General features: G+C 44.4%; 23 protein-coding genes, 1 pseudogene and 1 other annotated feature. Of the genes and pseudogenes, 18 read left to right on the top strand and 6 right to left on the bottom strand.

The window, feature by feature from the left end:
• The first annotated feature begins 176 nt into the window (after positions 1-176).
• The 10 genes from ypeB (at position 177) to DW793_RS09090 (ending at position 11,164) form a co-directional block, all read left to right on the top strand.
• Complete coding sequence (gene ypeB / locus DW793_RS09045; RefSeq protein ID WP_118157706.1) at positions 177-1,508, top strand: germination protein YpeB; 1,332 nt, start codon at positions 177-179, stop codon at positions 1,506-1,508.
• A gap of 16 nt (positions 1,509-1,524) precedes the next feature.
• A complete protein-coding gene (rbr, locus tag DW793_RS09050) occupies positions 1,525-2,136 on the top strand; it encodes a rubrerythrin (RefSeq protein ID WP_118157709.1) in 612 nt (203 codons plus the stop codon).
• 388 nt (positions 2,137-2,524) lie between these two features.
• Positions 2,525-3,655: a cysteine desulfurase family protein gene (locus tag DW793_RS09055; RefSeq protein WP_118157711.1), complete on the top strand. Its 1,131-nt coding sequence runs from the start codon at positions 2,525-2,527 to the stop codon at positions 3,653-3,655.
• Between the two features lie 117 nt (positions 3,656-3,772).
• Positions 3,773-4,948 carry a tRNA uracil 4-sulfurtransferase ThiI gene (gene thiI / locus DW793_RS09060; protein ID WP_118157713.1) on the top strand — a complete coding sequence of 392 codons (1,176 nt, stop codon included), beginning with the start codon at positions 3,773-3,775 and terminating at the stop codon, positions 4,946-4,948.
• A gap of 351 nt (positions 4,949-5,299) precedes the next feature.
• Positions 5,300-5,839: a CinA family protein gene (locus DW793_RS09065; protein WP_117938734.1), complete on the top strand. Its 540-nt coding sequence runs from the start codon at positions 5,300-5,302 to the stop codon at positions 5,837-5,839.
• Between the two features lie 5 nt (positions 5,840-5,844).
• Entirely contained in the window at positions 5,845-6,915 is a 1,071-nt protein-coding gene (locus DW793_RS09070; RefSeq protein ID WP_118157715.1) for a class B sortase, read from the top strand.
• Between the two features lie 109 nt (positions 6,916-7,024).
• Positions 7,025-8,125, top strand: coding sequence for a cell wall hydrolase (locus DW793_RS09075; protein WP_117938754.1), 1,101 nt, complete (start codon positions 7,025-7,027; stop codon positions 8,123-8,125).
• Between the two features lie 201 nt (positions 8,126-8,326).
• Positions 8,327-9,760 (top strand): SpoIID/LytB domain-containing protein, encoded by a 1,434-nt coding sequence (locus DW793_RS09080; RefSeq protein ID WP_118157717.1) that lies wholly within the window; start codon positions 8,327-8,329, stop codon positions 9,758-9,760.
• An 18-nt stretch (positions 9,761-9,778) separates the two neighbouring features.
• Positions 9,779-10,480, top strand: a complete 702-nt coding sequence (locus DW793_RS09085) for a zinc-ribbon domain-containing protein (RefSeq protein ID WP_118157719.1) — start codon at positions 9,779-9,781, stop codon at positions 10,478-10,480.
• Positions 10,481-10,558: 78 nt separating this feature from the next.
• Complete coding sequence (locus tag DW793_RS09090; RefSeq protein ID WP_118157721.1) at positions 10,559-11,164, top strand: Maf family protein; 606 nt, start codon at positions 10,559-10,561, stop codon at positions 11,162-11,164.
• Here the strand turns inward: DW793_RS09090 and DW793_RS09095 are convergent.
• Positions 11,152-11,862, bottom strand: coding sequence for a DUF421 domain-containing protein (locus DW793_RS09095; protein WP_118157723.1), 711 nt, complete (start codon positions 11,860-11,862; stop codon positions 11,152-11,154). The genes DW793_RS09090 and DW793_RS09095 overlap by 13 nt on opposite strands.
• 71 nt (positions 11,863-11,933) lie before the next feature.
• Here DW793_RS09095 and DW793_RS09100 point away from each other — a divergent pair, with 71 nt between their 5' ends.
• The 5 genes and pseudogenes from DW793_RS09100 (at position 11,934) to DW793_RS09120 (ending at position 16,037) form a co-directional block, all read left to right on the top strand.
• Positions 11,934-12,173, top strand: a complete 240-nt coding sequence (locus DW793_RS09100) for a hypothetical protein (protein ID WP_117903410.1) — start codon at positions 11,934-11,936, stop codon at positions 12,171-12,173.
• Between the two features lie 14 nt (positions 12,174-12,187).
• Positions 12,188-12,493 carry a hypothetical protein gene (locus tag DW793_RS09105; protein ID WP_118157725.1) on the top strand — a complete coding sequence of 102 codons (306 nt, stop codon included), beginning with the start codon at positions 12,188-12,190 and terminating at the stop codon, positions 12,491-12,493.
• Between the two features lie 268 nt (positions 12,494-12,761).
• Positions 12,762-12,987 (top strand) — a binding site (T-box leader).
• Positions 12,988-13,032: 45 nt separating this feature from the next.
• Positions 13,033-14,235, top strand: coding sequence for a threonine ammonia-lyase (ilvA, locus tag DW793_RS09110; protein ID WP_118157727.1), 1,203 nt, complete (start codon positions 13,033-13,035; stop codon positions 14,233-14,235).
• 23 nt (positions 14,236-14,258) lie between these two features.
• The gene (locus DW793_RS09115; protein ID WP_118157729.1) at positions 14,259-14,633 is read left to right on the top strand and encodes a RidA family protein; all 375 of its coding nucleotides are present in this window, start codon (positions 14,259-14,261) and stop codon (positions 14,631-14,633) included.
• 166 nt (positions 14,634-14,799) lie between these two features.
• Positions 14,800-16,037: pseudogene (locus DW793_RS09120) on the top strand (chloride channel protein).
• Between the two features lie 30 nt (positions 16,038-16,067).
• Here the strand turns inward: DW793_RS09120 and ybaK are convergent.
• The 5 genes from ybaK to gpr all read right to left on the bottom strand — a co-directional run bounded on the left by ybaK (position 16,068) and on the right by gpr (position 20,857).
• Positions 16,068-16,556: a Cys-tRNA(Pro) deacylase gene (gene ybaK / locus DW793_RS09125; RefSeq protein WP_022287626.1), complete on the bottom strand. Its 489-nt coding sequence runs from the start codon at positions 16,554-16,556 to the stop codon at positions 16,068-16,070.
• A 29-nt stretch (positions 16,557-16,585) separates the two neighbouring features.
• Entirely contained in the window at positions 16,586-17,188 is a 603-nt protein-coding gene (locus DW793_RS09130; RefSeq protein WP_022287627.1) for a cytidylate kinase-like family protein, read from the bottom strand.
• A gap of 215 nt (positions 17,189-17,403) precedes the next feature.
• Complete coding sequence (locus tag DW793_RS09135) at positions 17,404-18,033, bottom strand: cytidylate kinase-like family protein (RefSeq protein ID WP_022287628.1); 630 nt, start codon at positions 18,031-18,033, stop codon at positions 17,404-17,406.
• A gap of 215 nt (positions 18,034-18,248) precedes the next feature.
• A complete protein-coding gene (locus DW793_RS09140) occupies positions 18,249-19,664 on the bottom strand; it encodes an ABC transporter substrate-binding protein (RefSeq protein WP_117903414.1) in 1,416 nt (471 codons plus the stop codon).
• Between the two features lie 323 nt (positions 19,665-19,987).
• The gene (gpr, locus tag DW793_RS09145) at positions 19,988-20,857 is read right to left on the bottom strand and encodes a GPR endopeptidase (RefSeq protein ID WP_118157731.1); all 870 of its coding nucleotides are present in this window, start codon (positions 20,855-20,857) and stop codon (positions 19,988-19,990) included.
• Positions 20,858-21,078: 221 nt separating this feature from the next.
• On the opposite strand from gpr, the gene rpsT reads away from it, so the two are divergent.
• From rpsT to DW793_RS09160, 3 genes are all read left to right on the top strand, one after another.
• The gene (gene rpsT / locus DW793_RS09150) at positions 21,079-21,330 is read left to right on the top strand and encodes a 30S ribosomal protein S20 (RefSeq protein WP_022287631.1); all 252 of its coding nucleotides are present in this window, start codon (positions 21,079-21,081) and stop codon (positions 21,328-21,330) included.
• 154 nt (positions 21,331-21,484) lie between these two features.
• A complete protein-coding gene (locus tag DW793_RS09155; protein ID WP_022287632.1) occupies positions 21,485-22,330 on the top strand; it encodes a glycosyltransferase in 846 nt (281 codons plus the stop codon).
• A 239-nt stretch (positions 22,331-22,569) separates the two neighbouring features.
• Complete coding sequence (locus DW793_RS09160; protein ID WP_118157733.1) at positions 22,570-24,222, top strand: glycosyl hydrolase; 1,653 nt, start codon at positions 22,570-22,572, stop codon at positions 24,220-24,222.
• Positions 24,223-24,306 lie beyond the last annotated feature (84 nt).

Here is a 24,306-nt window from a genome sequence, read left to right on the forward strand (position 1 = left end):
ATTTTGAGATATATGTAATAATAAGTAAATAAAGATGTTCATGATACACAAGATTAGGAAAGAAATTTTGTGTATCATGATATGCCTGAAATGGCACTGCAAGGCACAGTTAATGAGAATAATCAGCATTTTAGCTGGAATAATAATGGAGAAAAAAGAAAAGGAGAGCATAAAAAATGGATATATCAAAGCGAAACGCAGTTAGGATAGTGTCTTTCACAGTGGCTGTCGTGGGTGTGCTTGCGGTGAGAAATATACAACTTATGAGCAGTGAAAAAAGGGCGTTGCGTAGTGTGAGCTACACATATTCAAGAGCTATGGGCGACCTGTGCGACGCAGTAGAGAACGTTAGCGACACTCTTGAAAAGGAGCTTTACGCAGGTTCAGGGAAAATGCACCAGTCACTTGCGGTGAAGCTTTACAGAGAAGCGTCCTCGGCAAAGGCGGCTCTGTCACAGCTTCCCATAGAAGAGCTGCAGCTTGAAAACACCTACAAATTTCTCTCACAGGTAGGAAACTACTCCATGGCAGTGAGCGAGAGGCTCATGAACGGCGAGGAGATAACAGACGAGGAGTATGAGAACATATCCTCGCTCTATGACTTTTCCAAAGAACTTTCCGAGGATATGTGGGAGCTTGAAAGCTCAGTGAACAGCGGTGAGATAGCCCTCACCCAAACAGGTTCACAGCAGAGCGACCCGCCCACAGTGACAGAGGGCTTCTCAGACTTTGAGGGAAGCTTTGAAAGCTATCCAAGCCTTATTTATGACGGCCCATTCTCAGACAATATCCTAGAGCGTACCCCACGCATGACATCTGAGGCAGAGAACGTTTCACAGACCAAAGCCCTTGAACGCTGTTCCCTAGGGCTTAACATGAACTCCACAGTGTTCACAGATGTCTCAGAGGTAGAGGGCAAAATGCCATGCTGGAGATTTTCAAACGAGGATAAGACGGTGGCTTGCGAGGTGACAAAGCAGGGTGGATATATCTCATATTTCCTCAAAAGCCGTATTAGCGAAAGCACAGAGCTTACAAACGAGCAGGGAGTAAAGGCAGCGGAGGATTTTCTTGATGACCTTGGCATACTGTCCATGAAAACCACCTACTATGAGAATATCGACAACGTTCTCACAGTGAATTTCGCCTACAACGACCTTGACGTGTGCTGTTACACCGACCTTATAAAGGTATCAGTAGCAATGGACGACGGTGAGATATTAGGCTTTGACGCAAAGGGCTTTTTGGTGAACCACTATGACAGAGATATACCCGAAGCGGATATATCCCAAAGCCGAGCGAAAGAGAGCGTGTCCCCACGCCTTGAAATAGTATCTGGCAGGCTTGCACTTATCCCAACCGACGGGTTGGAGGAGAAGCTGTGTTATGAGTTCAGGTGCAGGGCAGAAAACGGCAGAAACGTGCTTGTATATATAAATGCACAGACCGCTGAGGAGGAGCAGATACTCATTCTTGTGGAAAGCAAGTCAGGAACACTGACTGTATAAAGTAGGAGGATAAAAAATGTCAGATTTCAGAAATTCAAAGACAAAGGATAACCTTATGAGAGCCTTTGCAGGGGAAAGTCAGGCACGAAACCGCTACACAATGGCGGAGGAAAAGGCAAGACAGCAGAAGCTTTATGTGCTTGCCGACCTGTTCAAGTTCACAGCCAATCAGGAGAAAGTTCACGCAAAGATATTCTATGAGCATCTCAAAGAGCTGTCAGGGGAGAGCGTGTTTGTTGACGGCGGTTATCCTGTGGATATTTCGGAGGATATGTGTACCTTGCTTGGTATGGCAGACCACAACGAGCGACAGGAAGCAGATGATGTTTACCCTGCGTTTGCTGAGGTCGCAAGGCAGGAGGGCTATGGAAAGATAGCGCAGGACTTTACGAATATCGCCAAGATAGAGAATGTTCACGGCAAACGTTTTGCGGCATTTGGCAAGCTTATGAAAGAGGGAAAGCTGTTCTCTTCCTCCCAGTCTGAAACGTGGGTATGCTTGAACTGCGGTTATATCGTGGAGGGCACGCAAGCCCCTGAGAGGTGTCCTGTTTGCGGAGAGGCGCAGGGATATTATATCAGGCTTTCAATGGCTTCATGGGGAAGTAATTGTAATTGCGATAAATAGTGCTCTGTGCGGTGCGGCTGAAAATGCCGTGCCGCATTTGTATGTGAACTTGGGGTTTGGCGAATTGGTTATCACGCAAACCTTGATAACCTTACAAACCTCGGTAGTTCGCCCGTTTCGTTCACCCACTCAACTTTGTAAAAAATCCATACCTTGGAACTTCCCCGAAACGGGACGTCGGGGGCGCCGTCCCCTACATTTTGGCTTCAAGTTCTACTGTCGCAAAATCGCTTCGCTCGGTGTTTTCTCTGCTTTGCATTGGCTTTTTTCTCTGTTCGGCTGTGCCATTCCTCACTCCTCACTTAATACCGCTCCGCTATTTGCATTATTCACAATTATATGTTATAATAAAAATAATTGCGATAAAACATGAAAGGACTTGTGATAATTGATATATCTTGATAATGCCGCCACCACAAAACCCTGTGATGAAGCCAAAGCGGCTGTAATGAAAGGCTTGGAGGTCTTCGGAAACCCCTCTTCTCTGCACAGAGCAGGTCTTGACGCTGAGCTTCTTGTTTCTGAAGCTCGTGAGATCATTGCCGACGCTCTCGGTGTTACCCCCGATGAGGTCTATTTCACTTCAGGCGCTACTGAAAGCAACAATACCGCTATTTTCGGGGCTTACAAGGCTCACGGAAAACGTAAAAAGCGTGTTGTCATATCCTCTGTTGAACACCCTGCTGTGAAAAATCCTGCCCAGGAGCTTGAAGATATGGGCTGTGAGGTCATAAGGATATCACCTGACGAGAACGGCGAGATAAACGCCCGTGATATCTTTGCCGCTGTGAACGAGGACACTTTCCTTGTTAGCTGTATGCTCGTGAACAACGAAAACGGCTACATACTCCCTGTGGAAAAGGCTTTTTCTATGATAAAGAAAAAATATCCCCAGGTGATTACTCATTGCGACTGCGTTCAGGGATTTATGAAAATTCCTGTGAAAGCCAAAAAGCTGAATGCCGATATGATATCCCTCAGCGGTCATAAAATATACGCTCCAAAGGGCATCGGTGCGCTGTATGTGAAAAAGGGCATTCACATACCGCCTTTTATGCTTGGCGGAGGACAGGAAAAAGGCTTTCGTTCGGGTACTGAGTCAGTGCCGCTCATATGCGGTTTCGGTGCGGCGGTGAAAAAGCTTGCGCCGAATGTTTCTGCGAACTTTGAAAAGGCGGCTGACATTCAAGCCTATCTCATAGAAAAGTGCAACGAAAACGGCGATGTTTTCGTAAATTCACGAAAAGGCGGCTCGCCTTATGTCACAAGCATTGCCGTCAATGGGTTAAAGTCCGAAGTGCTTCTCCACTATCTTGAAAAGCGTGAGATATATGTTTCAAGCGGCTCAGCCTGCTCAAAGGGCAAAAAAAGCTCTGTGCTAAAAGAGTTCAGATATCCCGAGCAGAGCCTTGACTCCACTATCAGGATAAGCTTTAGTATCGACACCACAAAGGCGGATATCGACGCTCTTATGGAGGGCATAAAGTCTGCACAGAATGACCTGTGCAAGGTAAGGTAAAACACACAAACAAATGTTTTGTACTATTTATAAAGGGGAACGGCGAAAAAGGTCGCTTTTGACAGGTTTTTGACGAGGACCTTTTTGTGCAGTTTTCGTAAAGAAAGGATAAAATTTATGAAAGAAATCATTCTCTGCAAATATGGCGAGATAGCTCTGAAAGGTCTTAACAAATCAAGCTTCGAGAGCATGATGACAAAGAGCGTAAAAAGAAGACTTAAAAGCTGCGGACAGTTCAGCGTATCAAAAGCACAATCTACTTTGTATGTTGAGCCGCTTGATGATGACAGCGATGTTGACATGGCGGTGGAAAAGCTGTCGAAAATTTTCGGTATCGTTAAGCTCTGTCGCTGCTGCGTTTTGGAAAAGGATATGGACGAGATACTCACAAAGTCACTTGACTATATCGAGGACGAAATGGAAACTGCGAGAACTTTCAAGGTCGACGCAAAGCGTTCAGATAAGAAGTTCCCATTCAAGTCCCCTGAGATATGTATAGAAATGGGCGGAAAGATACTTGAAAGATTTCCACACCTTAAAGTTGACGTTCACGATCCTGACGTTGTAGTAACAGTGGAGATAAGAGAAACCAACGCTTATGTTCACGCAGGCTCTATCGAGGGCGCTGGCGGAATACCTGTCGGCTCAAGCGGAAAGGCAATGCTTCTTCTCTCAGGCGGTATAGATTCGCCTGTTGCAGGCTATATGATGGCAAAGCGTGGTGCGATAATATCCGCTATCCACTTTGAAGCTCCACCGTACACTTCTGACAGAGCGAAGATGAAAGTTGAAAAGCTTGCCAAGATAATCACTGCTTACTGCGGTGACATCAACTTCTTCTGCGTGCCTTTTACAGAGATCCAGGAGCTTCTGAGAGATAATTGCCCTGAGGAGCTTTTCACTATCCTGATGAGAAGACTTATGATGGAGATAGCACAGAGGATATGCGAGAAAGAGGATATCCAAGCCCTTGTCACAGGCGAGAGCCTTGGTCAGGTAGCGAGCCAGACTATGTATGCAATGGTCTGCACAGACGCCGCTTGCCGTATGCCTGTATTCAGACCATGCGTTGGTATGGACAAATCTGAGATAGTGGAGATAGCGAGAAAGATAGATACTTTTGATACCTCTATCCTCCCTTATGAGGATTGCTGTACAGTTTTCACGCCAAAGCACCCTAAGACAAGACCAAATCTTGCAGACGTTGAAGCCGCTCAGAACGCTTTCGATTGGGAGCCTTATATCCAGAAAGCTATCGAGGGAACAAAGCCTTATCTTATCAGAAACGCATAGCGTATTTTCATGGCGTACACCCATTGCATGGTGTCTGTGAAAAGGTTACAAACGGGTTAAAACTGTAACAGCTTGTAGCTTAATTGTACGCTTTTTTGTACCCGAATATTGTGTCTTTCCATGGTGAAAAATGCCGAAAAGCCCCGAATTTTCAGGGCTTTTCTTGCATCTAAAAGGGTGTTGAACGGGCTTGCTAATAATGAAAAATCAGTAATTTGGTAACAAAAGTGTAACATCTGTTTACAGAATTTGCTATTTACATTGGTTTTTGAAAATCGTCGAATTAACAAAATGGACAAAAAGAGCCGATTTTTTATGTGCAATATATAACTAAAAGGGGTGATTATTACTATGAAATTTGCTGAAGGTGACAAAGTGGTTACAGATAGTATTGACATAGTTACAAAAAGTGTAGTAAAATATATGATAAAGAGCGGTCGGAAGCTGTGTACTGCGGAAAGCTGTACAGGCGGAATGATAAGCCAGACGATCACTTCCGTTTCGGGAGCGTCGGAAATGTTCCTCGGCGGTGCTTGCACCTATACGGAGGAAATAAAGATGAAGCTTCTGAACGTGAAAAAGGAAACGCTGGAACAGTATACTGTTTATTCTGAGCAGACAGCCAGTGAGATGAGCAAGGGTGCGCTGAAGCTTTTCGGTGCAGATTGTGCAGTGGCTGTTACCGGTATAGCAGGACCAAGCGGCGGCTCTCAGGAAAAGCCTGTGGGAACTGTATATGTTTCAGTGAGAAGTCGTCAGAAAGAAATAGTCAGACGGCTTGAGTTTTATAAAGAATATGAGAATTTGGACAGAAGAAAGATCCGTATGCTTACAACAGAAGCAGCACTGAGAATGGTGCTTGAGCTGTATGAACAAAAGGCGGAGGCTTGAAATAAATGTCAATGGCTAATGAAACAATGAATCTGTCCGAAAAGGACGATACAAACTTTTTTGTAAGAGTAGTAAGATATTTTATCCCGTGGAAGGGCGACGGAGCAGGAGAAGTGTTCAGAAAGATAGTGTTCATGTTCTCTATCGTGCTTTTCTGTGTTTCTCTTAATGAGCTTTCTGATTTTCTGAAAGCCGATGAGCAGGATAAGAGCTATATTCAGGAGATCGTAAATTACGAGCCTGACTTTAGCGATAACGTTGACCTGAGCAAGAATAACGGCTCAGACGATATTGATGTTTCTGACCCTGAGGCCTCAACGAAGGACAGAGAAGTTCAGGATTGGGCTAAGAAGCTTCTGAAAAGGAACAAGGACGTCGTAGGCTGGATAAAGATCCCCGGCTTTAAAAATTCCGCTGGTGATGAATATATAAACTTCCCTGTTCTTAAAGGCAAGGATAATGAATATTATCTTTACAAGAATATAGACAAGCAGTATTACGAATCGGGAAGCATTTATGCAGACGCTTGGTCTACCATAAATAAGGACGGGCAGTCTGACAATATCACGATATATGGTCATAACATGAGATATGTGGGAACTTCTTTTACTCACCTTACTGAGTATAAAAAGGGAGTGGATTTTCTTAAGAAATATCCTGTTATCGAGTTCAATACTATCTATGACAACAACTGCAAGTATGTTATCGTGGGTGCTTTTGTAACGGGAATACGTGAAAGTCAGGACGACGGCAAGCTTTTTAAATACTGGACTACCAGATATTTTGACGACGCCGACTATAAGTTCGACGATTGGATCTCAGAAGTGAGAAAGCGTTCGTGGTATTCAAATGATATCGAGTGTACAGCAGACGATAAGTATATATCGCTCTCAACTTGTACAAACGAAACTTCAAATCTCAGGTGGGTGATCGTGGCAAAGAAAATGACGGCTGACGATAACCTGGATCTTATAATAGATTCCTATAAGGACAAGGCAAATAAGGATATTTATTTTCCTAAATGCTGGAGAAACGTATACGGAAACAATAAGAAATATTTTGGCTGGGATTATTGATGCTTATTACACCAAATCGGTGTAAAATAAATTTTAGCTGACGTCAAGCTCACGGACGGCAGTGAAGACGGTTTGCGTGCAGACGGTCGGAAAGGGTAATGTGATTAAAATGAAGCAGAAAAAAACTGAAGACAGCATAAAGCGAACAGCTAAGCCGTCGGTCAGGAAAGTAGGAACAATGCTGGGCAGCGGTGCGCTGGCAGTGCTGATGATAGGTACAGTAAGTATCTTTGCACTTACAAGCGGTAACAACGAGGCTCAGAAGGACACAAAAGCTGCAATAACCAACACTAAGACCACTTCTGTGACAGAAGCAGAAACTGAGAGAGATGAGACCTATACTTCAATGAACACCGTTACATGGAGAAAAGCGGGTATCAGCGAGTATAAAATGGCACAGGCGGAGTCTGAGACAACAACTTCCGCCAAAGCCACTACAACAAAAAAGACAAAAACTACTAGAAATGCAGCAAAAGAAACAAAGGTCAATAACGTAACAATGGTCGCAACTGAGATCGTGAACGTCAGAGAAAAGGCTGACAAGAACTCAGAGATAGAAGCTATCGTTGCAACAGACGAGGAAGTTATCGTTACGGCTGAAACAAGCGACGGTTGGTATAAGGTTACATACGGCGACTACAGCGGATATGTAATGAAGGACTATCTTAAAAAGGCAGAAGTAACAACAACTTCCGCTGCGAAGTCCGAAACTACAACAGCAGCTAAGAAGTCTGAAACGAAAAAGACTACGACAACAAAGGCTAAGACAACAAAGTCTGAACCAAAAAAGACAGAAACAAAGAAAGCAACAACATCAAGCTCGAACAGTTCTGTTATAAGCTATACAGATGAAGAATTTGATATGCTTTGCTACGTTCTTCAGGGCGAGGTAGGAAACTGCTCAGAGCAGAGCAAGATCGCTGTTGCAAATGTTATTATCAACAGAGTGAAAACAGGCAGATTTGGAAGCTCTATAAGCGACGTTCTTACAGCGCCAAATCAGTTCACTGCAATAAACGGCTATTACAGCGGCAGAAACAAGCCAACTCAGAACACTATTGATTGTGCAAAGAGAGCGCTGAACGGCGAGGATAATTCAAACGGTGCAGTTTATTACTACGCTCCACAGTATTGCGGCGGAAGCACAGCGGCTTGGTTTGAATCACTCACATTCTGCATGGAGCTTGATGGTCAGAGATACTTCAAGTAATATTTGAAGTTTTTGGCTAAAATGCCGATATTGCAGATATAAAATTGTATATTATGCTGAAAAGTCAGGACGAAACTTAGCTTTGTCTTGACTTTTTTTCAGTATTTGATAAACTATTATTTAGGTATGCAGTGAGTATTTTGCTGCCATTGGGAATGTTTTGCGGTGTGACCGCTTGAAGGTAAGGACAGTGTCTTGACGATGAATTTGATGACAAAAAAGATATGTGCAAATGTCTGCGCAGCGGTAATGAGCATAACTGCCGTTGGTATATGCGGTGAGCTGCTGCTGGATAATAAAAGCGTGGGCGCAGAAAAAGCCCCTGCGGTGCAGGTCAAAAACGTTGAAGCTCAAAGCGTTAAGACCACTGCCGCTACTGAGGTCTATGACTTTGTGAAGTTCAAAAAGTCCTCTGTGGATAAGTATGATATGTCTTATGTTCAGCAGAAAAAGCAGGCAAAGACCACAAAGAAAAAGGCTTCAGCCAGTGAGTTTACTGTGGAAATGCCTGAGGATAAGGGCGAGTATTACGATATAAAGAACGACCCTGCTAACTTTACAGATACAAGAAGCGTCGCTGATGAGTATTATACTGTCAACGATATAATCTCAGGAAATATCGTCACTCTTAATGGTCATGAACTGCTCTGTCAGATAGTCAACAGCGAGATAGGCGGTGAGTGGGGCGAGGAAGCCATAAAGGCGCAGGCCGTGGCGGCTTATACATGGGTCAGATTTAACGATTCTATCGGTGCTATACCTACGGTGGGGCTTAAAAGCGGATATTCTTCAAAGATAGAAAGATGTGTAAATGCCGTTGAGGGTCAGACCGTTATGTATAACGGCAACATCATAAATGCAGTTTATTCTGCTTCAACAGCAGGTTATTCTACCACCAGCGAGGATATATGGGGCGTTTTTTACCCGTATCTACAGCGTGTAAAGAGCGAGTTTGACGATAAAGATCCTAATTGGGGCATTGAAGCTACATATACAAAAGACGAGGTCAAGGAGCGTATCGAGAGCCAAACTGATATAAAGCTTTCCGACAACGTGAAGAACTGGTTTAAAATAGATTCTGCTTTCAGCGGAAAGTATATAAGCGGAGTGACTATCGACGGTCATACGAGCTGTACCTATGATGGCAGTGAAGCTAGGATAACAGGTATCACGCTCTGCAACCTCTTTGATGTAAAATCGAACGCCATGGAGATAAGCTATAAGGACGGCGTGTTCACTTTCAAGTCCTATGGCTGGGGTCACGGCGTTGGAATGTCGCAGTGGGGCGCTTGCTATTATGCCGAGGCTGGCTATACATATGATCAGATACTTACTCACTATTATGTGAATTGCTATCTTGGTCTGTCGGCTGTAAATGACAAAGCTGTAAAGAGAGGTCAGATGTCGCAGGACGAGATAGATAAGGAGATAAAGGATTCAGAGATAGTTGACGAGGGCGGAAACGCTTCAGGCGACAGCAAAAAGGACAGTGAGCCTGCACAGACTCAGCCGACCGAGAACGGCACTGTTACCACCGCTCCTGCTACAGAAGCACCTGATACTACAACAACTTCGTTCGACGTTCAGCCTGAGGATAATATCACCATAGAGCAAAATACAGAAGAAATATTATAACCGAAAGGGAGAATAAAAATGGGATTTTTTTCACCTAAGAATACACCTGAAAATGCAGTAAAGGCACAAATAGACGCAAAGCTTGCCTTTATAAACGATAAGTATACCGAGATAGGCAGATTTGTCAAGCTCAGAATGGCTGACAAGATAGAAGAGCCGGAGGTGAAAAACCTTATTGCTCAGATAGACGCAACTCTTGAAGAACTGAAAAATCTTAATGAACAGCTTCTTACCATCAGAGGAATGAAACTTTGTTCCGGCTGTGGCCACGAGATACCAGTGAATATGGCGTTCTGCCCTAACTGCGGAACAAAACAGCCTGAAATGGCTCAGCCTGTTTATCAGCAGCCTGCTCAGGGCGGTGCAGTTCCAATGGGCGCACAGCCTGTTATACAAAACAGTCAGGGCTATCATAACCACCCTGTTTCACCTGCTTATGCTCAGCCACAGGCTAATCCTGTAAATCCTACAAATGCTCAGCCTGCACAGCCTGTTCAGACAGCAGCCCCAATGCCTGAGCCTGTTATCCCACAGACCGCAGTGCTGACGCCTCAGCCTGAAACAGCACCTCAGCCTGCACCAATGCCACAGCCTGCTCCGGTGATAGCAGAAGCTCCGGTGCAAGAGCCTGCAAACAGCAGTTTTGTGTTCTGCTCTCAGTGCGGCCATAAAGAGCCGGCAGGCGTTAAGTTCTGCTCAGAGTGCGGAATGAAGTTGTAATAAAAAACTAAGGCAGCGCAGGATAATAAGTGCGTTGCCTTTTTGAGTAAGAAGTAAAAGAAGTAAAGGAAGATCTTTATGTCAGTGAATATTTCAAGCGAGCTTATAGATTATGATGTTATACTTGCTTCAGCGTCGCCAAGAAGAAAAGAACTGCTGTCATTGATGTGTGAGAATTTCAGGGTTATCCCCTCTGATTGTGACGAAAAAATACCAGAGGACGTTACACCGGAGCTTGCCCCTGAGTATCTTTCAGGGATAAAATGCAGATGTATCGCTTCGGTCTATGACCTGAGCGTCGTTATCGGCTGTGACACTGTTGTAATATGCGACGGGGAAGTTTTGGGTAAGCCTGTGGACGAAGCTGACGCTATAAGAATGTTAAAAATGCTGTCAGGCAAGGCACATCATGTTATAACAGGCGTTACCATTGGCAGAGGCTGTCGTTACAGTAGCTTTTCCGTTGATACCGCAGTGACTTTCAGAGAGCTTTCCGACCAGGAGATAAAAGCCTATGTGAAAAGCGGCGAGCCTATGGATAAGGCGGGGGCTTACGGCATACAGGGGCTTGGGGCACTTCTTGTGGAAAAGATAGACGGGGACTTTTATAACGTTGTTGGTCTGCCCGTGAGCAGGCTTGCAGAGGAGCTGCACGAGTTTTTGAAGAAGGTTCAGTCAAAGTAGATCTTCTTGTTGCTCTCTTGAGTTTTCGGGAACACTGTCACCTTGTCGTTTCCGTCAACTATGCAGAGAAAGACCTTGTCAGGTGATGAACAGCCTTGTTTTCTTATTTCGTTGGTGAGCCATTTTATCTCCTTGCCTGCGTATTTCAGGTTGTCCTCCATAATAACGCCGTCAAGGATAAGGTCGGTGCAGAGCTTTTCGTCCTGCTTCGCATAACCTAAGTCTTTCGGAGTGATAGGTGCTTCTGTGGCACGTTCCATGAAAGAGATAGTGCCGTTGGTTTCCAGAATAGCGTAGTATATCTTCGAGATGTCGAAATAGCCTGATGTTCTCGCCCTTGAAAGCAGGTCGTTCACATCAAGCTTGGCGGTCTTAAGGTTTTCGGGATATATTTTGCCTTTTTCAATAAGCAGGATAGGCTTGCCCGAAAGAAAATGCCGGCAGTGGATAGACTTCATCGTAAGCACCGACAACAGAAAGCCTGTCAGTCCGTAAAGCACCATTGCGATAACAGGCACGATAAGCTCGTCCATTTCCTGCGAAACAGCCATCTCCGAGGCGATAGAGCCTATGGTGATGCCGTTGATGTAGTCAAAAAGCGTGAGCTGTGATATCTGCTTGTTGCCAAGAAGCTTTGATATGGCAAACATGACGATTATAGAGCCGACTGTGGCAAGTATGGTGTGAGCGATGTTCATAGGCGTGACCCCTTTCAGAATATGCCCTTATTATCTGCATATGCGAACGTATTATTCTTCTGACGCATATTATGACAGAGAAACGTTGTGAGCAGGAAAGGGCGGTATCAGTGGAAAACTGGGGATCGTGCTGCGGTCAGCAGCTTAATATAATGGCTGCGGCATTTGCAAATTATCTTGGCGAGGGTTTGAGCGTTGACCAGCTTGGGCTGCTGTCAGCCTTTTTGCAGTCGGTGGGCGAGTCGCTTGACGTTATCGCCTCCGCAAGGCAGCTTTGTGCAGGAAATGATAATAATATAGCAGATAATTGATACAGGAGCGTAAAATGGGACTTTTCAGAAAAAATAAAGGTACGCCCTTGAAAGAGCTTGAACGCTATCATGGGAAACGAGTTTCCTATGTGGTGGAGCGTGAGGACGCAGAGGAAAATGTTATCGGAAGAACAGGCGGAATATCTGTTGATAGTGAAAAGCTTGTGGTGGTGTGTGACGGACACGAGGTTTTCAGGTGCAGTACCGACGGCATAGTCTGCGCTGAGCTTATGAGCCACAACGGAGCGGATATAAAGGGCAGGGATATGACCACAGGGAAGCTTCGTCATATCGTTGTGCATTATGCAAACAAAAGGTGATATTTTTGCAAATGCACTCTCTTTGCACATAATTCTATCACATTGCAGTGGTAATATTATTACAGTCGGAAAGGAAAGACCGACAGTTAAAAAGACTTCATGATTGTTTTCTTCATATATTTTTCTATACTTCCTTAATTGATAAAAACCTGCACACCTGTGTGGGTTTTTATTTTTGTATAATATCTTAGGAAGTCTTAGAGAAAAATTCATTTTATTGCTGTTGACAATTCATATTTATGGTGATATAATGATTGTATTGAATATCGTAAAGGCTGTGACGAGAAAGGTGACGGTGCGAATACTTCGCAGAGAGCGGACGTTTGGTGAAAGTCCGCAGGGATAACGCCGTCAGGATCATCTCTGAGCTGATCCGCCTAAGCAGATGTGTTAAGCGGATACGGTTTCTCACCGTTAGGAAGAGATATGAGTGGCAGGCTCATTGGTCTGCAATCAGAGTGGTAACACGGAGATATTATGTCTTCGCCTCTAGTCAGGCGAGGGCTTTTTTTATTACATAGAAAAAAGAGGTTGTTTTTATGCTTACATTGGATAAGGTTTTTGACGCTTCAAACGTGCTTAAAGAGGTCATCAGACCAACAGCGTGTATCCATGCGCCAAAGGTAAACCCTGATTGTGATGTTTATCTGAAAACAGAAAATCTTCAGGTAACAGGTTCTTTCAAGGTAAGAGGAGCTTATTATAAGATATCACAGCTTTCAGACGAGGAAAAGTCACACGGCGTTATCGCCTGCTCAGCAGGAAACCACGCTCAGGGCGTTGCTCTTGCCGCAACAAAAAACGGTATAAAATCTATAATCTGCCTGCCTGACGGCGCACCTATCTCAAAGGTAGAGGCAACAAAGGGCTATGGCGCTGAGGTATGTCTTGTGCCTGGCGTTTATGATGACGCTTATGCAAAGGCTATCGAGCTTCGTGACGCTAACGGCTATACATTCATTCACCCGTTCGATGACGAGAATGTTATCGCAGGTCAGGGAACTATCGGTCTGGAGATACTGAGTCAGGTGGCTGACGCAGACGTTATCGTTGTTCCTGTTGGCGGCGGCGGACTTATCTCAGGTGTTTCATTCACTGTAAAACAGCTCAAGCCAAGCGTTAGAGTATACGGCGTTCAGGCTGAAGGCGCACCTTCAATGGTAAATTCACTTAAAGACGGCAAGATAGAGTGCCTTGAAAGCGTTCACACTATCGCAGACGGAATCAAGGTAAAAGAGCCTGGCGAGCATACCTTCGAGTATTGCAGCAAGTATGTTGACGGCGTTGTTACAGTTTCAGATGACGAGATATCATCAGCTATCCTCCACCTTATCGAAAAGCAGAAGCTTGTTTCAGAGGGCGCAGGCGCAACACCTGTTGCCGCAGTAATGTTCAATAAGATACCTGACATCAAGGGCAAAAAGGTTGTATGTCTTGTTTCAGGCGGAAATATAGACGTAACTATCCTTTCAAGAGTTATCAAGAGAGGTCTGCTTAAGTCTGGCAGATCTGATACTCTTACTATCCAGCTTGAGGACAGACCTGGTCAGCTTAGAGATGTTTCAGAGATAATTTCAAAGCTTGGCGGAAACGTTGTTTCTGTTCACCACGAGAGAGCAAGCGAGGACAGCGATATCACAGATTGCCTGCTCAGACTTGTTCTTGAAACAAGAAACTTCGATCATATCAGAGAGATAAGACAGGCTCTTACAGCCGCAGGCTTTAAGATAGTCAATAAGTAATTTTAAGACAGGAGTAGATAAAAATGGCAGAAGTTGTTTACACAAAGAACGCACCGGACGCAATCGGTCCATATTCACAGGCAATGAAGGTAGGAAACCTTGTTTTCACATCAGGTCAGATAGCAATAAACCCAGCAACAGGCAACGTTGAGGCAAAAACTATCGAGGAGCAGACTCATCAGGTTTGCAAGAACCTCACAAACGTTCTTGAAGCCGCAGGAACATCTATCGGCAAGGCTGTAAAGACAGTATGCTTTTTGAAGAATATGTCTGATTTTGCAGCTTTCAACGGCGTTTACGGTGAGTATTTCACATCAAAGCCTGCACGTTCATGCGTTGCCGCAAAAGAGCTTCCAAAGGACGTTCTCGTTGAGGTAGAGGTAATCGCTGAGGTATAATTTAGCATATTATCTTGTAGTGGAACGGCTGAATTTCTGTTTCACAGAAATGCGACGTCCCATTATTGTGGAGCTGTATTTCAAGTATTTCGGGCGGCATATGTCGCCCGTTGTTTTTCTGTAAAAAGGGGTGAGGAAAATAAGCAGTGAGTTTATAAAAAGCAAAATGCGGACGGTGAAAAAATTCTCCATAGCCTTTGCAAAGTGGGTCTTTATCGCCTGCGCAGTGGGTGTAATAGGGGGAATAGTCGGCTCGCTGTTCCATATGGCGGTAAACTTTGCCACAGGCTTCCGTGAGGGTCATAGCTGGACATTGTATCTTATGCCGTTGGCAGGTCTGTTTATCATTTTCAGCTATCGTGTCTGCAAGGTGGACGAGGAGACCGGTACAAATCTTATCATAAGCTCTGTTCGTGGAAACATCAAAGTGCCGCTGCTTATGGCGCCTCTTATCTTTCTGGGCACCGTACTCACCCACCTTACGGGCGGTTCGGCAGGACGTGAGGGTGCGGCTTTGCAGCTTGGCGGGAGCATTGGAGCAAAGGTAGGCGAGTTTTTAAAGCTTGACGAAAAAGACTCCAGCCTTGTGATAATGTGCGGAATGAGCGCAGTGTTTGCAGCACTTTTCGGCACGCCTTTGACTGCGACTTTTTTCGCTATGGAAGTAATAAGCGTGGGCGTTATATACTATGTGGGTCTTGTGCCTTGCATAGCTTCCTCTCTTATCGCATATAAAATATCGCTGTTGGCAGGCTTGCGCCAACAAAGTTCAACATAACAGGCATACCAAGGCTTTCCCTTGTGTCTGTGACCCAGATAGCGGCGCTTGCGGCTCTTTGTGCGGTAATATCCATACTCCTTTGCATGGTAATGGAGTTTTCACATTCAAGATTTCAGATGTATCTGCCTAACACATATCTCAGGATAGCTGTAGGTGGCGTTGTGATCATTGCATTGACTTTGCTTGTAGGTACAAGGGATTACAACGGAGCAGGCGTAGACGTTATCGTGGCGGCTTTAGAGAAAGGTAAGGCGCACCCGGAAGCCTTTGCCCTGAAAATGCTTTTCACCGCCATAACTATAAATACAGGCTTCAAGGGCGGTGAGATAGTCCCGACCTTCTTTATCGGAGCAACTTTCGGCTGTACAGCCGCAGGCTTTTTGGGGCTTGACCCATCATTCGGTGCGGCTATAGGTCTTGTGGCACTTTTCTGTGGCGTTGTGAACTGCCCTGTGGCTTCCATACTTCTCAGCTATGAGCTTTTCGGTGGAAGCGGGCTTGTGCTTTTCGCGGTCGCCTGCGGAGTAAGCTATATGCTTTCGGGCTATTACGGACTTTATTCCAGCCAGAAAATAATGTACTCAAAGACAAAGCCCGAATATATCAACATAAATGCAAAATAAAAGAGAGCCAAAGCGGCTCTCTTTTTTTGCCTATTCACTCATTGTTATGCTCTCAAATTTACCCCTTGTGACCTTGATAAGGTCTTTCGGAGAAAGCATTATCTGCGACCCGATACGTCCGCCGCTTATGATTATCTCCTCAAACTGCTCCGCAGAGCTGTCAACTACCGTCATGTACTGCTTTTTCATACCGAGAGGTGTACAGCCGCCACGAATGTAGCCCGTAACAGAGTTTATATCCTTCACATGAAGCATCTCGACCGACTTTTCGCCCACAGACTTTGCCGCCTTTTTCATGTCAAGCTCCTCTGCGATAGGGATAGCGAAAACATAGTAATTTCCGCTTTTTCCCACTGTTACAAGGGTCTTGAACGAGCTTTCATATGGCTGACCGAGCATATCTGCAATGTGTATGCCGTCGATAAACTCGTCGCACTCGTATGTGTTGACCTTGTATTTTACCTTATTTCTGTCAAGAATACGCATGGCGTTAGTCTTGACTTCCTTATCCTTTGACATTTTTTATCGCTCCCAATAAAATATTGCCCCTATTTCTCCCTTGAAAGCTTCACAGTGTCAGCAATTATCTCGGCACACATTTCGTAGCCAAGCCTACCGCTGTCAAGGCACATATCATAGCTTGAAATATCTCCCCACTTTTTGTTGGTGTTGGAGTTGTAATAGTCGGCACGTTTTTTGTCATACTTTTTGAGCCTTGCTTCCACCTCGTCCTCGGAGATGTTGTGCTTCTCAATTGCGCACTCCTGACGCTTCTCAAAGCTTGCATTAATGAAGACATTCAGCGTCTTGACTTTGTTTTTCAGTATAAAATCTGCACATCTGCCCACGATAACGCAGTTTCCCTTTGAAACAAGCTCCATTATTACCTCTGTTTCAGCGGCGAATATCTTCTCTGTTATAGGATACTCTTTCTCCTTTGAAAACAGATTTATCGGTGTTTTGAGAATGCTCAGAGCGGCTTCCTCGTATTTTTGTATCTCGCTCATTGCAATGCCACTTTTTTGTGCCGCCATGTCGATTATCTCTCTGTCATAGCATGGGATACCAAGCTTTTCAGCCACAAGCTTACCGATAGTCGAACCGCCTGCGCAATAATGTCTGCCGATAGTGATAACTTTTATTTCAGCCATTTTCTGTTTCTCCTTTTGCAGTATTTTTTATTTTTTTTGTCGGGCTTCTGCCCTTTTATACAGTATAATATATTTGCTTGTTATTGTCAATAACATATTGGTTACACTTTGTTTAAGCTGGAGTAATAAAACTCCTCATAAAACGGAAAAGGACCGACCCTATGGTCAGCCCTCTTTCGTAGTAAGGAAAGTAAAATGAATAAAACGAAAAATTCCTATTTATCAGCGTTGGCTTCTTTTATTTCGATATAAGCCTTCATAAGCTTGATAGCACCGTCAACGCCTGTTTTGGACGAGTTGATACAAAGGTCATAGTTCTTTGCTTCGCCCCACTTCATGTCGGTGTAATAATTATAGTATGAAGCTCTCCGCTTATCAGTCTTGCGGATAAAGTCCTCAGCTTTGTTTTTTTCAATATCGTATCTCTCAAGGATACGCTTTTTCTTTTCGGCAGTGTTGCCGGAAATGAAGAAGTCGATAATATTAGGCTCATTTTTCAGAACATAGTCAGCACAACGTCCTACAATAACACAAGGACCCTTCTTTGCAATGTTCTTGATAGTTTCAAACTGAGCCAAGAATATCTTGTGATTCAGCGGCATATCAGGATTGATCCTGCCGTCTGCACTTACAGGGTAATTACCCATGACCAGTGAGAAAAGAAAGCTGTTAGTATAGGACTCGTCGTTCTTAACAAAAAGCTCCTGACATATACCGCTCTCTTTTGAAGCCATTTCCAAAAGCTCTTTATCATAGAAAGGTATGCCCAGATCATCAGCAAGCTTCTTGCCTATTTCACGTCCTCCGCTGCCAAATTCACGGCTGATAGTAATAATCGATCTCATAAAACATATCTCCCTTCTTTGATATATTCTTTTTAACGTACATTTATTATAGCACATTTTTTGTGATTTGTACATAAAAATCCGTAAAATTCTTGCACAAATTTATGTATTTTATATTGTGCATTTTGCGTACAAATATATTTAACAAATTCGTGACAAATGCAAAGGCAACAAAAAAAGCGGGACGAATGAACGTCCCGCTTGAAAATACTGAATTATTCAGCAACGTTAGCGTTTGCTTCCTTGATGATGTAATCAACAGCCTTCTGGTTCTCAGCAACGCACTCTGTCCATGTAGTAGCTCCGCCGCCTGTTATCATTGTAGCCTGGTTTACTGTCTGCATAAGTGTTGAAAGCTCAGCAGATACGCCGTCCTGGAAATCAAATACAGGATTCTGTCTAGCCAGATCGTAAATTGTCTTACGCATCTCGATCATATCGTCTGACCAGCCGTAGTCGTTCTTGAGCTGTTCTTCTGTAATGTTCTGTACCTCAGAGTTTGCAACCTTGCAGCAGTTTACGTACGCATTGAAGCCGTCTGGGTTTGGAGCGTTCTTGCAGAGGAGATAGCCGTTTACACCTGTAGATACATAGTACTTGTCAGAATCGTCCATTCTTGGCATTGGAACGAACATAACCTCGCCGTCCTTGACGCTTCCGAATGTCTTAGTCTTTTCAGGAGTATCCTCGAGAGCCCATGTGCCGATAGGAATGAACAGTGTGAGCTGTGAACCAAGACCTTCACCGTTAGCTCCGTCACCTCTTGTATTCCAGTTGTTGCTTGATCTGTCGAATACAACGTTGTTCTTCTCAAGGTTGTACATAAGATCCTGAACTGTGCCAACTTCAGCCTTGCCCATGTTGTTTACAAGCTTGCCGTCCTCAAGACCGATAAGTGGATAACCGCAAGTATCGTTAAGAGCCTTGCCGTACCAGTAACCATCAAGAGCATATCTGTCAGCTTCAGAGTCTGCAAAGTCAAGGCACATCTCTGTGAACTTGCTCCATGTCCACTCGTCATTAGCATAAAGCTCAGCAGGATCGTCATAGCCAAAGTCTGATATTGTCTTTGTGTTGTATACACAAACATACTGTGGTCTTACGTCGATAGCAGCTACATAGTGCTTGCCGTTGAATACGAATGAATCGTTAAGTGTCTGTGATGATGACCAGATGTCTGAGCTGAAATCAACTACATCGTCGATAGGCTCGAACATGGCCTTGATAGCACCCTTAGGGAATGCGTCCATGTCATCAGCAGGGAAGAAGTCAGGTGAGTCGTTAGCCATAACTGCCTTAGCAAGATCAGTATATCTGTTGTCCCAAGTTGTCTGAACGTACTCGATCTTTCCACCATACTTAGTCTGGAAAAGTGAGATAGCAGGTGATTCTGACTTACCATCACTAGGGTTGATGTCATAGTGAGCCATCCACTTGATAGTCTTGTTTGAAAGCTCGATGTCAGGGAGCTTATCCTGAAGTGCATTTACCTGCTCCTTCTGATCATCTGTCATAGCCTTAGCTTCCTTCTTGGAAGATGAGCTGTCACTTGATGAGCTGCCACAAGCAGCCATGCTGCAAGCCAGTGAAAGCGCACAAGCAGCAGCGAAAATTCTCTTTGCCATTTTCATTATAGTAACCTCCTTGATAATAGACGAATGTTCCTTACCCAAAAAACGTTCATCTGTTACGATCGACAAGCATTGTTACCCGACAACGCTTGCCATAACGCTTATTTTTCGTCCTTACTAATGATAACAAAAAGTTTAAATTTAGTCAATCAGCATTTTGCAATATAAAGCTCAAGCGTTTTTGTTGATTATGACAAAGGTGTGTTGAATTTGTGTGAGTATTCGTTTTCAGAAAACGTTTTCGCGATTTCGCTCATACATATTAATAAAAAGTTTACAATTGTTGTATACAGCTTTTACATTACTGTACCACCTGTCTTTTGTCAGCAGGTGAGAGTTTGAATGTCCTCTTGCGACAGGGCAGGGTGAACGGCACGGTTTATGCCCATTGCAATGAGCTTTGCGCAGTTTTCCGAAAGTTTGTCGGCAGTTTTCGGAGCGACCATGATGTTTTCGGAGCTTTCAGGTGCTGTCTGACCGAAAATATGCTGTGCGGCAGTGCAAAGGTCTATGACCGTTGGCACACCTATAGCAATGCACTTTACCCCGAGGGTCGAAAGCGAAAGCTCTTTTCGTGCGTTTTCGACTCCGCTTCCCGGAGAAATGCCTGTGTCGCAAAGCTGTATTGTCCTGCCAAGATTTGAGAGTTCGCTGCAAGCCAGTGCGTCAACGGCAATGACAGCCTGCGGTGTTACACGCTCTGCAATTGCTTTTACCTGCTCTGAGGATTCTATTCCCGTGTTTCCAAGCACTCCTGTCTGTATCACTGTGACCTCGCCCAGATCGTCAGTATCAATCTCTTTTGCAAGGCTTTTTATGTGGCGTGTAGCGAAGATCTTTTCAGCGGTAAGAGGGCCAACAGCGTCGGAAGTCAGGGCATAGTTCCCAAGCCCTACTGCCAAAAAACGTTCACAACCACCGCAAAGCTCCCTTATGGCTTTTGCTATGACTTCTGCACGCTCACGAAAACTGTCGCTGTACATATCGAATGTTGAATCTGTGGCGGTAAGGGTGATGTATCTGCCGACAGGTCTGCCAAGCTTTTCGGCGGCTTCCTGTGTTTCTATGGTGATGTCCGTTACCTCAAGCCTAGCGTTTTCAATAACCCTGTTTTTGACTTTCACTCCCTGAAGCTTTTCCGCACCGCCTGCCTGAGAAAAGCTTTCCGCCGCCATATCCGTTCTAATGCTCATTTTATTCACCTTTCTGTGATATCGTGTAAGTTTTTGTGTGTTCCTACAATTTAGACCGCAAAATTTCTATATTTTTTTCAGTAAACCCCCTTGCAATTTCTTTTGAAATGTGGTAAAATATTTTACAAGGCTTGTTTAAAGGGCTTTCCGCATTTCCTCTCAGTCTGCGGATAGCTTGTGCAAATAAGTGCAAATTTATACAGAATGAGGGAGGTGTCGGTATGCCAAACATTAAATCCGCTAAGAAGAGAGTCAAGGTTATCAACACTAAGACAATGAGAAACAAGGCTGTAAAGTCTGATCTTAAAACTGCACTCAAGAAGGCTGACGCTGCTGTAGCTGAGAATGCAGAAAACAAGGAAGAAGTAGTAAGAGCTGCTATCAAGAAGGTAGATATGGCTTGCACAAAGGGCATTATGCATAAGAATGCTGCTGCAAGAAAGGTATCACAGCTTGCTAAGAAGCTTGGCTAATTTTTCAAAGTAGCTTACAAGACCGTTCCGAATGGGGCGGTCTTTTTTGTGTATTGGTCTGTACTATATAAATAGTATACTTTGTTGGTCGTAGTTGACTTTTGGGAGCTGTTATAGTATAATTGAGTTGATAATAATGCAGGGGAGGGATTTTATGACGTATCGTGTTGGGAAATATACGCTGCCTGAATACAGTGTGCTTATGTCGGTGTATGACCGTGAGCTTCCTGAGAACCTTAACGAGAGTCTTGAGTCTATGCTCATGCAGTCATATCCTCCCTCTGACTTCGTGCTTGTGTGCGACGGCAAGCTCACCTGCGAGCTTAATATTATCGTGAAGTCTTTTCAGGACGAGTTCAAGCATATTTTCCATATCGTTCAGATAGACGAGAACGTGGGCGTTGGAAAGGCTTACAACGAGGGCATAAAGGCGTGTAAATGCGATTATATCGTGAAAATGGACAGCGACGATATATCTCTCCCTAACCGTTGCTTGAAGCAGATGACCCTTTTTGCGGTGAAACCTAAGCTTGATATCATCGGCACATATGTGGAGGAGTTCGACACTGACACCGACGAGGTAGTTTCGGTGAAAAAAGTGCCTGTCATGCATAAGGATATCGCTTCATATTCCAAACGACGCAACCCTTTCAACAGGCAGTCTGTGGCTTTTCGCAAGTCCTTTGCGGAAAAGATAGGCGGTTACAGTGACCTTAAAATGTGCGAGGACTATGAGTTTATCGCACGAATGTTACAGCATGGTGCAAAGGGGCAGAATATACCAGAGGTGCTTGTGCGCTACCGCATTGATGAAAATACTGTGGATACACGCAAAAGCTGGGAGCATACAAAGGCTTTCATTCGTGTGAGGTGGATAATACATCGCTCAGGGTATACCGGCTTCCGTGATTTTTTCATGCCATGCGCTTTACAGCTTGGCTTGTTTATATTTCCCAGAAAATTCACCCGTTGGGTATACAGAACGTTTCTCAGAAAATAATATATTTCTATATGAAAATATGAACCCGATGCCATTTGGGTTCATATTTTTTTAGCTCAAATCAAAGTAAACGTTATCAATTTTGAACATGATGTTAAACATTGAAAATGGCTATTGACAATGGTTTTTTATATGATATATTTAAAAGTATGGAATATAAAGCCTAAAGGCGAGAGCTTCGCAAAGTTTGGCTTTATAAAAATTTGAATATTTTAAATATTAATGATAAGGAGAACATTATGCGTGAAATAATGAAAAGAACAGTTGCTGCCGTTATGGCAGTGCTTATCGCTTGTGCGGCGGCAGGCTGCAGCAGCACAGGAAACAGCAGCTCAGGCAGTTCGTCAGCAGGCGAAACTACCACCACAACAGCCCCTGTCGTTGAGGATATGGGCAACATCGACCTTTCAGACGTAACAACAGAGTATGACGTTCCTGAGGATTTCAGCTATGAATCCGAGGCGGAGGAGGGAACTCTTTCGGGAGGTGCGGCAGTGCTTGATAAGAATTTTCTTGGTAAGTTTTCTGGCGATGGCTTCGTTTCCATAGGCTCATCGGGAGATATGGTGGAGTTCGAGATAGATTTTCCTGCAAAGGGAAGCTATAATATTACTCTCACAATGGCGGCAGACGGCGAGGGTCAGTCAAATCTTATCACTGTCGACGGTGCGGCACTCACGAACTTCACATCGACCACAACAGAATTTGGCGACACTGTGGCTGAAAACGTGCTTATCGACGAGGGTACTCATAAGATAGGCATAAAGGGCGACAATGGTCATATCTATATCGACAGGATAAAGATAACCCCGGCTCCTGCTATCGACCTTTCACAGTATGAGGTATCAAATCAGCTTTCAAACCCTAACGCTTCTGACGAGGCAAAAAGACTTTATAACTTCCTTACAGACGTTTATGGCAAGTATACTATCTCAGGTCAGTTTTCAGGAGATAACGAGGGCAAGGACTGCCGTGAGTTCAAGGAGATAAAGAAGCACACAGGCAAGACGCCTGCTATACTTGGTCTTGACGTTTCAAACCTTTCAAACAGCGCACTTTCACATGGCGCAGGCGGCGGAGATATGGTACCTTTGCAGGCTATGGATTGGTACAACAATGAAAACGGTATAGTTTCACTTTGCTGGCATTGGTATGCCCCTGATAAAAACCTGGAAAAGAACGGCGGAGCATGGTGGCAGGGCTTCTATTCTGAATACACAGACTTCGACCTTGCAAAGGCTCTCAGCGGCGAGGACAAAGAGGGCTACGATTCTATCATAGCTGACCTTGACCATATGGCAGGGGTACTTAAAGAGCTTGCAGACGCAAACGTGCCTATACTTTGGCGACCTCTCCACGAGGCGGCAGGCGACCCTAAGTATCCCGGCAACGCATGGTTCTGGTGGGGTTCAGCAGGAAAGGACGCATACATTCAGCTTTGGCAGCTCATGTATGATAAGTTCACAAATGAGTATGGTCTTAACAACCTCATCTGGGTATGGAACGCACAGAATCCTGACTGGTATCCGGGAGATGAGTATGTTGACATAATGGGCTATGACTGCTATCCTGCAGAGCAGGACAGCTCCTCGCAGAAGTGGTATTACGACCTTGTTAAGTCAAGCACATCCACAAACAAGATAATCGCAATGACAGAGAACGGTTCGATATTCGACCCTGACGGAGCATTCAACGACGGCACACGCTGGGCGTGGTTCAGTACATGGAACGGCGAGTTCTGTATCAAGGATAAACAGCTTTCAGATCAGTACACCACATTTGACGAGTGGAACAAGATCTATAACAGCGAAAGAGTTCTCACCCTTGACGAGCTTCCAAACCTGAAATGCTATCCAATGGATACTGAAAAGTATCTGGAGGAGCATAAGTAAATTCGGATAATATAAAAACTGCGGACGGCAAAATGCTATCCGCAGTTTTTTGTTGTGTAGGGGACATCTTAATTATTGTTCTGT

Source organism: Ruminococcus sp. AM31-15AC (assembly GCF_003462045.1).
In the GTDB taxonomy this organism is placed as follows: domain Bacteria; phylum Bacillota; class Clostridia; order Oscillospirales; family Ruminococcaceae; genus Hominimerdicola; species Hominimerdicola aceti.

What these genes read in the sequence shown, in the direction of transcription:
- ilvA (WP_118157727.1), top strand. Translation starts at nt 13,033, where the DNA reads ATGCTTACATTGGATAAGGTTTTTGACGCTTCAAACGTGCTTAAAGAG.
- DW793_RS09065 (WP_117938734.1), top strand. Translation starts at nt 5,300, where the DNA reads ATGAAATTTGCTGAAGGTGACAAAGTGGTTACAGATAGTATTGACATA.
- ybaK (WP_022287626.1), bottom strand. Translation starts at nt 16,556, where the DNA reads ATGTCAAAGGATAAGGAAGTCAAGACTAACGCCATGCGTATTCTTGAC.
- DW793_RS09095 (WP_118157723.1), bottom strand. Translation starts at nt 11,862, where the DNA reads ATGAACATCGCTCACACCATACTTGCCACAGTCGGCTCTATAATCGTC.
- DW793_RS09155 (WP_022287632.1), top strand. Translation starts at nt 21,485, where the DNA reads ATGACGTATCGTGTTGGGAAATATACGCTGCCTGAATACAGTGTGCTT.
- DW793_RS09100 (WP_117903410.1), top strand. Translation starts at nt 11,934, where the DNA reads ATGACAGAGAAACGTTGTGAGCAGGAAAGGGCGGTATCAGTGGAAAAC.
- DW793_RS09080 (WP_118157717.1), top strand. Translation starts at nt 8,327, where the DNA reads ATGAATTTGATGACAAAAAAGATATGTGCAAATGTCTGCGCAGCGGTA.
- DW793_RS09070 (WP_118157715.1), top strand. Translation starts at nt 5,845, where the DNA reads ATGTCAATGGCTAATGAAACAATGAATCTGTCCGAAAAGGACGATACA.
- DW793_RS09075 (WP_117938754.1), top strand. Translation starts at nt 7,025, where the DNA reads ATGAAGCAGAAAAAAACTGAAGACAGCATAAAGCGAACAGCTAAGCCG.
- DW793_RS09105 (WP_118157725.1), top strand. Translation starts at nt 12,188, where the DNA reads ATGGGACTTTTCAGAAAAAATAAAGGTACGCCCTTGAAAGAGCTTGAA.
- DW793_RS09160 (WP_118157733.1), top strand. Translation starts at nt 22,570, where the DNA reads ATGCGTGAAATAATGAAAAGAACAGTTGCTGCCGTTATGGCAGTGCTT.
- rbr (WP_118157709.1), top strand. Translation starts at nt 1,525, where the DNA reads ATGTCAGATTTCAGAAATTCAAAGACAAAGGATAACCTTATGAGAGCC.
- DW793_RS09130 (WP_022287627.1), bottom strand. Translation starts at nt 17,188, where the DNA reads ATGGCTGAAATAAAAGTTATCACTATCGGCAGACATTATTGCGCAGGC.
- DW793_RS09115 (WP_118157729.1), top strand. Translation starts at nt 14,259, where the DNA reads ATGGCAGAAGTTGTTTACACAAAGAACGCACCGGACGCAATCGGTCCA.
- gpr (WP_118157731.1), bottom strand. Translation starts at nt 20,857, where the DNA reads ATGAGCATTAGAACGGATATGGCGGCGGAAAGCTTTTCTCAGGCAGGC.
- DW793_RS09140 (WP_117903414.1), bottom strand. Translation starts at nt 19,664, where the DNA reads ATGAAAATGGCAAAGAGAATTTTCGCTGCTGCTTGTGCGCTTTCACTG.
- DW793_RS09135 (WP_022287628.1), bottom strand. Translation starts at nt 18,033, where the DNA reads ATGAGATCGATTATTACTATCAGCCGTGAATTTGGCAGCGGAGGACGT.
- DW793_RS09085 (WP_118157719.1), top strand. Translation starts at nt 9,779, where the DNA reads ATGGGATTTTTTTCACCTAAGAATACACCTGAAAATGCAGTAAAGGCA.
- ypeB (WP_118157706.1), top strand. Translation starts at nt 177, where the DNA reads ATGGATATATCAAAGCGAAACGCAGTTAGGATAGTGTCTTTCACAGTG.
- rpsT (WP_022287631.1), top strand. Translation starts at nt 21,079, where the DNA reads ATGCCAAACATTAAATCCGCTAAGAAGAGAGTCAAGGTTATCAACACT.
- DW793_RS09090 (WP_118157721.1), top strand. Translation starts at nt 10,559, where the DNA reads ATGTCAGTGAATATTTCAAGCGAGCTTATAGATTATGATGTTATACTT.
- thiI (WP_118157713.1), top strand. Translation starts at nt 3,773, where the DNA reads ATGAAAGAAATCATTCTCTGCAAATATGGCGAGATAGCTCTGAAAGGT.